Source organism: Streptococcus sp. CL6.35 (genome assembly GCF_049737915.1).
Taxonomy (GTDB): Bacteria; Bacillota; Bacilli; order Lactobacillales; family Streptococcaceae; genus Streptococcus.
This window is the reverse complement of sequence record NZ_JBKOTU010000003.1, coordinates 141466-154854: the sequence shown is the minus strand read 5'-3', so window position 1 is coordinate 154854 and position 13389 is coordinate 141466. Positions and strand designations below refer to the sequence as shown.

The 13389-nt window shown below is 39.5% G+C and carries 7 protein-coding genes and 2 pseudogenes; 2 read left to right on the top strand and 7 right to left on the bottom strand.

Features of this window, described 5'->3' with window-relative positions; all coding sequences use genetic code 11:
- Nucleotides 1-10 precede the first annotated feature (10 nt).
- The 4 genes from ACLNCP_RS05310 to ACLNCP_RS05295 all read right to left on the bottom strand — a co-directional run bounded on the left by ACLNCP_RS05310 (nucleotide 11) and on the right by ACLNCP_RS05295 (nucleotide 3424).
- Entirely contained in the window at nucleotides 11-376 is a 366-nt protein-coding gene (locus ACLNCP_RS05310) for a VOC family protein (RefSeq protein ID WP_000565230.1), read from the bottom strand.
- Nucleotides 369-1556 carry a pyridoxal phosphate-dependent aminotransferase gene (locus ACLNCP_RS05305; protein ID WP_261030691.1) on the bottom strand — a complete coding sequence of 396 codons (1188 nt, stop codon included), beginning with the start codon at nucleotides 1554-1556 and terminating at the stop codon, nucleotides 369-371. Before ACLNCP_RS05305 ends, ACLNCP_RS05310 begins: the two co-directional genes overlap by 8 nt.
- On the bottom strand, nucleotides 1553-2041 hold the full coding sequence (locus tag ACLNCP_RS05300) for a cell wall elongation regulator TseB-like domain-containing protein (RefSeq protein ID WP_049543393.1): 489 nt from the start codon (nucleotides 2039-2041) through the stop codon (nucleotides 1553-1555). The genes ACLNCP_RS05305 and ACLNCP_RS05300 overlap by 4 nt, the downstream gene beginning before the upstream one ends.
- A 186-nt stretch (nucleotides 2042-2227) precedes the next feature.
- Nucleotides 2228-3424, bottom strand: a complete 1197-nt coding sequence (locus tag ACLNCP_RS05295; RefSeq protein WP_424844138.1) for an MFS transporter — start codon at nucleotides 3422-3424, stop codon at nucleotides 2228-2230.
- Nucleotides 3425-3842: 418 nt separating this feature from the next.
- On the opposite strand from ACLNCP_RS05295, the gene ACLNCP_RS05290 reads away from it, so the two are divergent.
- A complete protein-coding gene (locus ACLNCP_RS05290; protein WP_084923128.1) occupies nucleotides 3843-4391 on the top strand; it encodes an NADPH-dependent FMN reductase in 549 nt (182 codons plus the stop codon).
- A 728-nt stretch (nucleotides 4392-5119) separates the two neighbouring features.
- Here ACLNCP_RS05290 and pclA read toward each other — a convergent pair.
- Nucleotides 5120-10660 (bottom strand): annotated as a pseudogene (gene pclA / locus ACLNCP_RS05285) (pneumococcal collagen-like adhesin PclA); the annotation flags it as partial.
- 213 nt (nucleotides 10661-10873) lie between these two features.
- Here pclA and pclR point away from each other — a divergent pair.
- Nucleotides 10874-12355, top strand: a pseudogene (gene pclR, locus ACLNCP_RS05280) (virulence transcriptional activator PclR).
- 47 nt (nucleotides 12356-12402) lie between these two features.
- Here the strand turns inward: pclR and yaaA are convergent.
- Nucleotides 12403-13131 carry a peroxide stress protein YaaA gene (gene yaaA / locus ACLNCP_RS05275; RefSeq protein WP_261014969.1) on the bottom strand — a complete coding sequence of 243 codons (729 nt, stop codon included), beginning with the start codon at nucleotides 13129-13131 and terminating at the stop codon, nucleotides 12403-12405.
- Between the two features lie 78 nt (nucleotides 13132-13209).
- Nucleotides 13210-13374 carry a YczI family protein gene (locus tag ACLNCP_RS05270; protein ID WP_084886634.1) on the bottom strand — a complete coding sequence of 55 codons (165 nt, stop codon included), beginning with the start codon at nucleotides 13372-13374 and terminating at the stop codon, nucleotides 13210-13212.
- Between the last annotated feature and the right edge of the window lie 15 nt (nucleotides 13375-13389).

The following is a 13389-nucleotide window of genomic DNA, read 5'->3' as shown; positions in this document are numbered from 1 at the left end:
CTTTTCTTTTTTATTCTTTATGGCAAACCACCTCTATATTGTTCCCATCTGGATCAATCATAAAAGCAGCATAATAAATCGGATGCTCACTGCGATAACCAGGAGCACCATTGTCTAGCCCACCTGCCTCTAAGCCAGCCTCATAACAAGCTTGAACCTCTTCCTTATTTTCTGCTAAGAAAGCAAAGTGAATAGGATTTTGCGTCCCCTGAGCTAACCAAAAGTCACCACCAGGATGAGGGCTATTTGGGGCAAGAAAACTGATTAGAGAAGTAGTTTTAAAAGCCAATTTATAGCCCAAAGGGGCGAGAAAACTCCTATAAAATCCTTCTGAAATTTGTAAATCCTTTACCTTAATTTCAAAATGATCAATCATTCTCACTACCCATAAATGCTTTCAAACGTTTAACTGCTTCTTTAAGCGTGTCTAGGTCTGTCGCATAGCTGAGGCGGACATTTTCTGGCGCTCCAAAGCCAGCTCCTGTTATGAGTGCCAAACCAACTTCCTCAAGAATAGCTGTTGTAAAGTCAGTCACATCCGTATAACCTTTCATCTCCATGGCTTTTTTAACATTTGGAAAGAGATAGAAGGCTCCTTGTGGCTTAACGACTTCAAAACCAGGGACCTCACATAATAGCGGATAAATGGTATTGAGACGCTCCTCAAAAGCTTGACGCATGATATCAACAGAATCCTGTGGTCCTGTTAAGGCTTCAATAGCCGCATATTGAGAAACAGATGTCAAATTTGAAGTTGTTTGTCCCGTCAATTTACTCATAGCTGCAATGATTTCAGAATCACCTACCGCATAACCAACTCGCCAACCCGTCATGGCATAGGCCTTAGATACACCGTTGATAACAATGGTTTGCTTACGAATTGCTTCTGATAGACTTGAGATTGGAACAAATTCATTTCCATTATAAACAAGGCGGCCGTATATATCATCTGCTAAAATCAGAATGTCATGCTCAACTGCCCAATTTCCGATAGCTAGTAATTCTTCACGAGTATAGATCATACCAGTCGGATTAGATGGTGAATTGAGAACCAAAACCTTTGTCTTATCTGTCCTAACTAGTTCTAGTTGATCCACCGTGACTTTAAAATCATTGTCTTCTTTAGCTTGAACAAAGACTGGAATCCCTTCTGCCATCTTGACCTGATCTCCATAACTAACCCAGTATGGAGTTGGAATAATAACCTCATCTAAAGGATTGATTACAGCCATAAAGAAAGTATAGAGGGAGAACTTGGCACCTGTAGCAAAGGTAACCTCGTTACTTGCGACAGAATAGCCATAGTAGCGCTCGAAGTAGGTATTCACTGCAGCTTTTAATTCTGGTAGACCTGAAGCTACTGTATAGAAGGAAGCCTGTCCTTCTCGAATAGCTTTAACTGCAGCATCCTGAATATTTTCAGGAGTGTGAAAATCTGGTTGTCCCAAGGTCAAGAAAAGGACATCCTTACCTTGAGCTTTTAATTTTTTTGCTCTCGCATCACTAGCTAAAGTGACACTTTCTTCCATTTCTAAAACACGGTTGGATAGTTTCATAGGCCCTCCTTATTGACCAATGCTCCTGTTTCAAAATCTACTAGATAAAAATCAGAGCCTGACTTGACTTCCCAGATTGGCTTATCTTGATAACGGCCAAAGGTAATCTTGTCAATCTCGCCAGCTCCTTTTTCCTTCGAAACAGCTTCTGCTTTTTCTTGTGAAACACCTTGATTTAGCTGATAAACGTAAATCTTATGGTCATCTTTTCCAATCAGGACAGCAAGTGCTTCTTGTTTTTTATTATGACCAAGAACGCTATAATAGGATTCCAAGCCATTGTATAAGTCAACCTGATCAGCCTGCTCTAATCCTGCATACTGCTGAGCTAATTTTTCTCCTTCACTTTTAGCTGTTTGATAGGGTTTCATGCCGAGAGAAACCAGATACAGAAAGGAAGCACTGATAACCACAAACAAAATCGTCATCCCTAGACCATACTGCCACAGTAGATTATTTTTTGCTTTGTTTTGTCTTTTTTTCACTCGTCTATTTTACCATCTATTGGGCTTTATTACAAGTGAATGCAAGAACAAACCTATATTATTTCTTCCTTCAAACAAAACAGATTTTTCTTAGCTAAAACCGAGCAAGAAAATTAAAGACAGCTCCAAAATCAACCTATTAAAAAACCTGAGCTTGGCACTCAAGTTTTTAGAAGTTCTTTTAATCTATGGTATTATTTTATTATCTATTCTTTTAGCCATTTTTCCTAAAAATACAGGCAGTAGAAGGCTAATCATGACTAAAAAGAATCCTAGATAAAGAAATGCTACTACAAAGCCTAAATGGTCAATCAACCACCCTGTCAGTGGGAAGAATACAATCATACTTAGGCTAATCATCATAGAGTAGACACTCAGCATGGTTGCCCTTACTTCACTTGGAAGGCGCTCTTGCAAATCATTGTCAAAAATCGGCTGAAAAAGAGCATATAGAGCATTACTAATCAAATAAATCAAAATATAGATTAGAGGTGTTCTAAAGTAGGACAGCATATAGGTGACTCCAGTCAGCAGGACGAGAAGAGGGAAAATCTTCAAGGCAGCATATTTCTTTCCAATCTTACTCGCTAGATAGACTGCAAGGATATTCAGGAGACTACCAAGTAGCATAACTGCTGAAATTTGCCAGCTACTTAAATCCGGTAACTGATTTTGATAGTAAAAATAAAACATGCACATAAGTGTTCCGACAATCTGAGATAAAATCATCCAGTTGAAAAGCATGGGATTTCGCTCCAACTCATCCCTAACAGTCCAAATAATCTGTTTCATCGTCACACTATCAGCTTTTTCTAGCTTGACACTAGGTTCTTTCAGCATCCAAATCAAGACAAGAACTATGATAGAAGTGGCAATCATGATATAGTAGGTCAGGTGCAATTGACCATGGACAAAAAATCCCGCCAACACTGTCCCCAAAGACCGAGTTCCTTCTGCTACTCCTGACATGAAACTTGAAATGGATAGATAGCGTTCTTTTAGTCCAGCCTCTACAGCCGAGTCATAGACCATTGCTGCGCTTGTTCCTGAATCAAAATTATAAGACAAGGCATTTATCGCCATAGCTAGTGCATAAATCCAAAAATTTCCCTGCCCAGCCAACATGAGAATAGAAGACACAATCCCTGCTATACGACTTAAATAAAGGTTGGTCTTATAGGAATAGCGGTCAGCTAACATACCAGATGGAATTTCACAGAGAAGACTGGTCGTATGAAAAATACTCTCCAGAAATCCAATCTGCCAAAGAGACATTCCGTTTTGACTGAGAAAGAGAATCCAAAAACTGGTAATCCCTAGAAATGCAAAAAACTCAACTCCGGCCATCAGGCCAATATTTTTCCGATAATTTCTTATTAACATCTTTTCTCCTTAACAAGTGTATTATTATTTCTTTTGTCCGTCACTTGTTAATCTTTGCCTTACATGATCTCCACCCCTTTTAGAAGCATTCTTCAATGCCATTATTGTTCCTTTAATGATTTATGAAATGATACCGGAAAATAGCTGTTCTGTGGTTTCTATTGCTAGTTTTCTTGTTTATTTTAGCACTTATGTCATTATATTACAAGAGAATATTGGAATACTCCTATAAAATCAAAGAAAACTAAAATCCAAAAAACAGTTCTTACTTTTCCAGTGGCAACTGACTAGAGTTTCAGCAATTTTATAATTTTCAAATAAACTCTGAGCAAATCTCTTGCAAGTCCTTTTGTTTTGTTGTAATATATTTTATAACAACAAGAGGGTTCTCGAAATTTTAAGCAAAAGGAGACACATTATGTCTAAAAAAGTATTATTTATCGTCGGATCACTACGTCAAGGTTCTTTCAACCACCAAATGGCCCTCGAAGCTGAGAAAGCACTTGCTGGTAAAGCAGAAGTTAGCTATCTTGATTATTCAGCCCTTCCTCTTTTCAGCCAAGATTTGGAAGTTCCAACTCATCCAGCTGTAGCTGCTGCTCGTGAAGAGGTTCTCGCTGCGGATGCTATCTGGATTTTCTCTCCAGTCTACAATTTCTCTATCCCTGGAACAGTGAAAAACTTGCTTGATTGGCTATCTCGTGCCCTTGACTTATCTGATACACGTGGCGCTTCTGCTCTTCAAGACAAGTTTGTCACAGTATCATCTGTAGCCAATGCAGGTCACGATCAACTTTTCTCTATCTACAAGGACCTCTTGCCATTTATCCGTACACAAGTCGTTGGTGATTTCACTGCTGCACGTGTCAACGACTCTGCCTGGGCAGACGGAAAATTGGTTCTCGAAGAAACAGTCCTAAACTCAATTGAAAAACAAGCTCAAGACTTGCTCGCAGCAGTTCAGTAAAAAATAGAGAATTTTAAGAAGTCTAAATCAATTATCGCCACCTAATAGGGTGGCATTTTTAGACTCAATCAAAATTTTCAGACAAACATCAGCCATCCAAAAAAACCTTGAGCGTTGCCACTCAAGGTTTTTAGCAGTCTTTTCCATCATAGGAAAATCATTCTAAGAATATTCTTTCATTCGAGATCTATCACTTATCATCTTCTTTCGAGAAATTAGTGACTGCTTTTGGCTGATTAATCTTCTTTTCTTCGACCTACATATAGGCTCAATAGAATACCGCTACCTAGAAGAACAGAGATATAATCAGATTGGCTTCCAGTTTCAGGTAATTTGTCCCCATGGTTTTCTTTAACTGTAGTTGGAACTACTGGGTTAGCATTTACTGGAGTTGCTGGTTGAGCTGGTGTTGGTACTACTGGTTGTTCTGGAACCGCTGGTACTGGTTTAACCGGTACTTCTGGTGTTGGAACAACTGGAGTTGGTTGTACTGGCACTTCTGGTGTCGGTACATTTGGTGTTGGTTGTACTGGCACTTCTGGTGTCGGTACATTTGGTGTTGGTTGTGCTGGCACAGGTTTAACCGGTACACTTGGTGTTGGTTGTGCTGGTACTGTTGGCATATCTAATTCTGGTACTTCAGTAACTTCAGGCATACCTGGTACTCCACCGTTAAATTCTGGCAATTCATGAACTTCTGGCATTCCTGGCACACCACCGTTGAATTCTGGCAATTCATGAACTGGTGGTTCTGGCATTGCAAACGTTGGTCCTTCTGGCACATTACGTGTTGGAGGAACTGGTTTGTCATTTGATGGTGTTACTGGTTTGTCTTGGCATCCACATTTTCCGTCTTTGCCGTCTCGACCATCACGTCCATCTCTACCATCTTTGCCATCTTTAATAACTGTTTTTGTCACAGTTCCATCAGAATTGATGATTGTGATTGTATGACTACCATCACCATTATCTTCAACAGAAACTTTTGGTGATTTACCATCTTTACCGTCTTTAATCACCATTTCTGTCTTACTTCCATCAGGATTAGTGATTGTTACAACGTGAGTTCCATCGTTATTATTTTTAACAGTTACAGTTGGTGAAACGCCATCTTTACCGTCTTTACCATCTTTGATAATAGATTTGTATTCACGACCATCAGAATCTACGATTGTTAATGTATGAGTTCCATCTCCGTTATCAACGATGTTCGCTTTTGGTGATTTACCATCAAAGATTGTAGTTGTAGTTTCTTTACCATCAGCACCTGTCACTTTAATAGTATGTGAACCATTGTTGTTATCAATAACTTCAAGTTTTGGTTCTTTACCATCACGAACTGTTGTTGTTGTAGTTGTTCCGTCTGAGTTCACAACTGTGATAGTGTGAGTGCCATCTCCGTTATCCACAACCTTAGCAGTTGGTGATTTACCGTCACGAACTGTGGTTTCAGAAACAGTACCATTACCGTTTTCTACACGGATAGTGTAAGTACCATCATGGTTATCTCTAACTGTTGCTACTGGTGATTTACCATCTTTAATGATTGTTTCAGTAGTTGTTCCATCACCATTTAGAACTGAGATCTTATGAGTTCCATTTTGTTCATCAGTTATAGTCACTTTTGGTGATTTACCATCACGAACTGTGGTTTCAGTTGTCACACCTTCTGGATTTGTAATAACGATTGTATGACTTCCGTCTCCATTATCACGAACAGATGCGGTTGGAGTACGTCCATCAACACCGTCACGTCCATTCTTAACGACAAACTCATTCTTAGTTCCGTCTGGGTTAGTGATTGTTACTGTGTGGCTTCCATCTGGATTTTCAGTAGTTGTTGCTGTTGCAGCTTTACCGTCTTTACCATCTTTGATGATAGCATTTGTAACATTACCGTCTCCATCTGTAACTTTAACAGTGTGAGTTCCATCTCCGTTATCAGTTACTTCAACTTTAGGAGTCTTACCATCTTTACCGTTTTTAACAACAGTTTCTTTAGATGTTCCATCTGGATTTGTTACAGTAATTGTGTGACTTCCATCTGGGTTTTCTGTTGTAGTGATAGTTGCAGTTTTACCGTCTTTACCATCTTTAACTTTCGTTGTAGATTCTGAACCATCAGGGTTTCTAACAGTAATAGAGTGTGTTCCATCTCCATTGTCCGTTACATTTACAACTGGTGATTTACCGTCTGCTCCATTAGCTCCGTTTTCGCCTTTTTCACCTTTTTCACCTTTGTCGCCTTTTTCACCTTTATCGCCTTTTTCACCAGCTACTCCTTGAGGTCCACGAATATTTCCGATTTTGTTCCAAGAACCATTTTCTTTCTTGTAAACATCACCTGTGTTAGCATCGATGTAAGTATCACCATCTTTACCATCTTTAGCAGTTGGTGCAGTAACTCCACTTAATAATTCGGCACCGTTACGGCCATCTGTACCAGAAGCTCCATCTGCACCGTTACGTCCATTTGTACCATTCAAGATATCACTTGTACCAATTAATTCATCCACACCTGGATCGTATTTACCGTTACCATTGTTATCATAGTATGCTGTAATACGAGTACCATCTACTGGTTGTGATGCTGTTGAATCTGAAGATGCTGGTTGAGCTGGTGGAGTTACTTCATCTGGATTATCTCCTACACTTCTTGCTCTTCTTGCACTTCTTGATGTTCCAGAAGGTTGTAAATTAGAAGTTGATCCAGCACCTCTTCTAACTGCTTCCACCAATGCATTTAAGTCAATAGTTGGTGTACGGCCATCTTTACCATTCTTACCATCTTTTACAGTGAAGGTTACTGGATCTTTACCTGGTGTTGTGATAGTTACAACAGTGCTTTGGCCATCTTGTCCACGTTGAGTAGTGATTGTAGGAGTTTGTCCATCCTGACCGGTTGCACCAGTTTCTCCCTTAGCACCATCTTGAACAAAGACTGTAGTTGGTTGTGAACCATCATGGTTATCAACAGTGATTTCTACACCCTTATGCCCTTCTTCATCCTTACGAACAGCTGTTACTGTTGGAGAGACTCCGTCCACTCCATCTTTAATAACTGCAAGAGGTTTTTCTGGGTTCAATGGTTGACCTGGATGTGCTGGATCTTCTTGGTAAACTTTAGTTTCTTTACCATCTTTGACAGTAAGCAATGATTTACCATCACGTCCGTCCGCACCTTTAGCACCATCTTTAATCATTTCAGAACCTAGAAGTTCATCAGTTCCTGGAGTGTACTTACCATCATTGTTTTCATCAGTATAGAATGTCACAATTGTATGAGATGGATTTCCATTTTGTCCTTCGACACGGAGCAAATCAACTTTTGGAGTTTTACCGTTTAGACCATTTTCTCCGTCCTTAACATTTACTGTAACTGGATCTTTTCCTGGAACAGTGAATGTAATGTCAGTACTATGGCCGTCTTTACCTGGAGTTACAGTTACTTCTGGAGTCTTACCATCTTCTCCACGTTCACCTTTGTCCCCTTTAGGGCCTTTGATGTTGCCTTCTTTTTCCCAGTTGCCGTTATTCTTAACGAAGACGTCGCCGGTTTCTGTATTAACGTATTTATCGCCGTCTTTACCTTGATTTGCTTCTGGGTTAACTTTGCCGTTCAAGACGTCTTTACCGTCGCGTCCATCGCGTCCGTCACGACCTGCTGCGCCATCACGGCCATCGCGTCCTGGTAAACCTTGTGCTCCGTCTTGACCATCACGACCTTGAAGTCCTTGTTCACCTTTGTCCCCTTTAGGGCCTTTGATGTTGCCTTCTTTTTCCCAGTTGCCGTTATTCTTAACGAAGACGTCGCCTGTTTCTGTATTAACGTATTTATCGCCGTCTTTACCTTGATTTGCTTCTGGGTTAACTTTGCCGTTCAAGACGTCTTTACCGTCGCGTCCATCACGTCCGTCACGACCTGCTGCGCCATCACGTCCGTCGCGTCCTGGTAAACCTTGTGCTCCGTCTTGACCATCACGACCTTGAAGTCCTTGTTCACCTTTGTCCCCTTTAGGGCCTTTGATGTTGCCTTCTTTTTCCCAGTTGCCGTTATTCTTAACGAAGACGTCGCCTGTTTCTGTATTAACGTATTTATCGCCGTCTTTACCTTGATTTGCTTCTGGGTTAACTTTGCCGTTCAAGACGTCTTTACCGTCGCGTCCATCACGTCCGTCACGACCTGCTGCGCCATCACGTCCGTCGCGTCCTGGTAAACCTTGTGCTCCGTCTTGACCATCACGACCTTGAAGTCCTTGTTCACCTTTGTCCCCTTTAGGGCCTTTGATGTTGCCTTCTTTTTCCCAGTTGCCGTTATTCTTAACGAAGACGTCGCCTGTTTCTGTATTAACGTATTTATCGCCGTCTTTACCTTGATTTGCTTCTGGGTTAACTTTGCCGTTCAAGACGTCTTTACCGTCGCGTCCATCACGTCCGTCACGACCTGCTGCGCCATCACGTCCGTCGCGTCCTGGTAAACCTTGTGCTCCGTCTTTAATAGCAATTTTTTGAACAAGTTCGTCTACGCCTTCAGTATAAACACCATTTCCATCGTTATCAAGATAGAAAGTGAGGTTATTTGTATCACCAACTTTATTTTGATCAACACGTGGTTTTACTGTATCGATTAGCTCTTTAGCCACACCAATTTGCATAATACGTGGCTTAGCTTCTTTAGTAACAGAATTACTAATTGGCAATCCTAAAAGTGTTTCGTTACCAAATCGATGAACTTTATAGGTAATTTGACGTTGTCCTTTTTCACCTTCTCGAACTAATCTAGTTTGACCTTCTGGTAATTTACTAGTTGGAAGGTAGACTGTTTGGAAATCAATGTCTTCTGAAACAGTCTTATTATTAGTACCACCATAAGGGTTTGCATCCAAGTATAGTGGATTTGCTCTATGATAATAGTTGGAGTTGCTGTATGGGTCATTGCTAGTAGCGGCACCGCCACCACCTTGGTCCACGTTAAAAGTAACAGGTTTCAAACGAACAGACAAGTCACCATTTGGATTATTGATTGGCAAACTAAATCTGATTGTTTGTTCCGTATTTGTTGAAGTAGCAGAGGTCATACTGTATCCTGAGTGAGATACGTAGTTGGCACCTTGGCTAATAGGTTTTGATTGATCTCTTAACCTTGGAGTTGTGATTGTCGCATTGGAAGGATTTCCAAATCCATCCCCTTTATCCAAGATAAAGTTATTATTAACAAATTCGCCCGGACCAGAATATTTGATTGTGAAATTCAATTTATTACCTTGACGTACTGTTGTTACATCGTAATGAATTGAATTACCACCACGTGAGTTCCCGTAGCCACGGAAACTATAACTACGACCACCTTGGCTGATGTCTGAAAATGCAACTGTATTTCCAGAACCTGAGACAATTGGGTTGGCTGGATTGCTAGCCGCTCTAAAGCCACTATGACCTTTATCCAAGTCTTCCTTACGGATAGCTGGATTTTGGCGAGCATCAGAAAGGCTCAAACCTGGTTTCAAGATTTCATTAGTAGATTTTGGAGCTGAAGTTGTTTCTACTTTGGCAGGTGCATTAGTTGCTAAAACGCTACTATCAACAGCTGAACGGTCAGTCGTTGTTGCAACTGGCTTAGCTTCTTCTTTGGCTTCTGCTGTGTCAGCTTTCTTCACTACAGGAGTTTCTGATACAGTTCCTTTATCAGAGTTAGAACGAAGTTCTAGACCAATAATAGCCGATTGGATAGATGTCTCTGCTGCTGATATTTCAGCTTCAGATGCATCTGCTTTCCCAAGCAAGCTTTGACCAGCTTGGATACTTGCTTGCAAGTTAGCAGCACTTGCTTCTGTATATAACTTGCTTTCTAATTTTTTAGCACGCGAAAGAGCCGTTAACAATTTTGACTTGTCAACAGCATCTTGATGCGTTACTTCTTCTTTTTTGTCTTTTGCTTCTTCAACTTTTTCTGCTGGTCTAGTAGCTTCTTCAGTTTTAACTGGAGTCGTTTCTACTGGATTAGCTACAGTTGGAGCTGCATAAGTTGTTTCTTTTTTAGGTGTTGATACTTCTGCTGGTTTAGTAGCTTCTTCTACCTTATCAACAGAAACACTATTAGTTGCTTCAGGATGTTGTTCCTCCGCTTGTACTGATTGCGCATTGGCAGCAGTTCCCAAGACTAAGGCTGTCCCGAGCAAGACACTAGCCGCACCAAAGTGATACTTACGAATAGAGTATCGTTGTTGCATGCTATACCAGTCAAATGATTTCTTATGTGAATGTTTCATTTCAAACTCCTAGATAGTAATTTATAGTTTACACTTTACAACTATTTGAGCCATTAATCAATATTATCTATGAAATTAATATATCTGATTTTTGTACCATGGAGCCATATTTTTTTTTTTTTTTTGAATTTAATGTACATATTTTTAATTCTTGTTTTTTTGTACAAAAGAATCATAATTATGATACAATATAATTTAGGAGGAAATACCTAAATGCGCAACCTTTTATCCACAAAAGACCAAAGACAATTACGTTTAATGGAAACCTTAATTCAGAATCGTAATTGGATAAGGTTACATGCACTTGCCGAAAAATTAGGATGTACAGAACGAATCCTAAAAAATGATTAAAATGAATTACGAACAGCTTTCCCAAATATTGACATCCAATCTTCCGTTAACGGAATTATGATTGATTTAGATGTTAACACTAGTGTAGAAGATATTTATCAATATTTTCTTGCTCATTCTCAGTCTTTTCAATTACTAGAGTATATGTTCTTCAATGAGGGGCTACCTATTTATCGAACGATAGAAAATCTTCACTCAAGTAGTGCCAACCTCTATCGATTAGGCCGAAATATTACAAAAACTCTATCATCACAATTTCAGATTGAATTATCTTTTACCCCTACTGCAATTCTTGGTAATGAAACGGATATTCGTTATTTTTTTGCCCAATACTTTTCTGAGCGCTATTATTTCCTAGACTGGCCTTTTCCAGACCTTCCTGAGGAGGATTTAACAGAGTTTGCTGATTTCTTCTATAAAATCACGAATTATCCAATGCGATTTTCAATTTATAGAATGTACAAATTGATGATAGCTATCAGTATTTACCGCGTCAAAAATGGTCATTTTATCGACTTACCAAATCATTTCTTCGATGAATACTACCCTCTTTTGATGAATATTCCAAATTTTGAAGAGTTACTAGGCTATTTCTCTCAAGTATTTGAATTTGAAATGACTCCAGATATCATCGCCCAAATTTTTATATCCTTTATTCAAAACAATCTTTTCTTAGATCCTCAAGAATTCTTCAACTCTTTAGAAGAGAACAGTGGAGCAAGATACTCATACCAATTACTTAGTCAAATATTAGAACGCCTATCAAAACAATATAAGATTACTTTTACTAACCACGATGAGCTGATTTGGCATTTACACAACACTGCTTTCTTTGAAAGACAGGAAATCTTTTCTACCCCAATCCTATTTGAACAAAAAGCATTGACGATTAAAAAATTTGAAGTTTACTTCCCAGACTTTATGGGAAGTGCACGTCAAGAACTGGCTCAATACCGTCAAGCAATTGGACAGCATGACCATCCTGAACAGTTGGAACACCTGATGTACACCATCTTAACCCATGCTGAAAACCTCTCTACTCAGTTGTTAGAAAATCGACCACCTATCAAGGTTTTGATTATCAGTAACTTTGACCATGCTATATCCCTTACCTTTGTTGATATGCTTTCCTATTACTGTAATAACCGCTTTACCTTCGATATTTGGGATGAATTACAAACAAGTCCTGAGATTTTAAATCAGACAGATTACGATATCATCGTGTCTAATTTCTATATTCCAGGGATTACCAAGAAGTTTATTTGTCGAAACCATCTGTCAATCATGGATTTGGTTAATCATCTTAATACTTTATCAAATGAGATTCATATAAATACTTTATAAACTAAAAAGTCAGCAGGGTCCTGCTGACTTTTTCTCTTATCTGATTTCTATACTTCCTTAACAAAAACCAATTCCTGTGGCTGTGACAAATCTTCTCTGTAGGTAAACCCTGCAAAGCTTAAGCGACGAGCCTCCTCCACCGTCTGTACTTGATTTTCTATCAGGGCTGTCAGGAAGGCACCACGCGCTTTCTTAGAAATAGTTGAATGAATCTTCAGCTGACCACCTCTATCCTCCATGAATTTGAAGGTCACCATTTTTCCTCTGATTTCCTTAGAAAATACAGTCTCAAACTCGGATGACAAGAGAGAGAAAATTAGGTCTTCACCATTCATAGCTTCATCATAGGTTTGCTTCCAATGGCTCTTCAAAGTCTTACCTGCGACTTTTAACTTCATCAAAAAGTCCAAACGGTGAGGGGCTATGGGTGACAAGGCTGGTACGACTCCGTACAAAGCCGAGGTAATGAAGACATGATTTTCAAGATAGGCTTGTTCTACCTCGGTCAATTTATCACGCTTTATATGGCGGTACATAAGCCCATCAAATAGATTCAAGGCTGGGTAGTGTTGAGCAGTTTGCCTTTTCAAAGCTTGGATATTTTGAAATTCTTCCGCCGCCTTCTCGGCTGATACCTTGTAAAAACTCTCCAATTGACTAGCAGAATAGAGAGCCAAGGCATCCAGTACGGCCTGACTTTCTGGTTTTAAAGGAGTGGCTTCAATACTTGGCAAATCTGTGTTCATTTCTTTTGCTGTTGGGATTAAAATTTTCATATTAATAGTGTAGCATATTTTTTAGCCGCTACCAAGAAATTCATCTGAAAAACCTCGGTTTGACCGAGGTTTCTATATTTATTTCGGCCATCCTAACCAGACAGCCACGAGAACAAGGGATATGCCTGCTAAGCTTGTTAAGATAGATAAAAGTTTATCTTTTTTCTCCTTGAACTGAGAAAAACCTATCTTCAAAGCGAGCAGTCCGAGTAGCATTGAAGCAAGCATCAAATAAAAACCCATTTATTTGTCCTCCAT

What these genes read in the sequence shown, in the direction of transcription:
- ACLNCP_RS05305 (WP_261030691.1), bottom strand. Translation starts at nt 1,556, where the DNA reads ATGAAACTATCCAACCGTGTTTTAGAAATGGAAGAAAGTGTCACTTTA.
- ACLNCP_RS05295 (WP_424844138.1), bottom strand. Translation starts at nt 3,424, where the DNA reads ATGTTAATAAGAAATTATCGGAAAAATATTGGCCTGATGGCCGGAGTT.
- ACLNCP_RS05310 (WP_000565230.1), bottom strand. Translation starts at nt 376, where the DNA reads ATGATTGATCATTTTGAAATTAAGGTAAAGGATTTACAAATTTCAGAA.
- ACLNCP_RS05270 (WP_084886634.1), bottom strand. Translation starts at nt 13,374, where the DNA reads ATGGGTTTTTATTTGATGCTTGCTTCAATGCTACTCGGACTGCTCGCT.
- ACLNCP_RS05290 (WP_084923128.1), top strand. Translation starts at nt 3,843, where the DNA reads ATGTCTAAAAAAGTATTATTTATCGTCGGATCACTACGTCAAGGTTCT.
- yaaA (WP_261014969.1), bottom strand. Translation starts at nt 13,131, where the DNA reads ATGAAAATTTTAATCCCAACAGCAAAAGAAATGAACACAGATTTGCCA.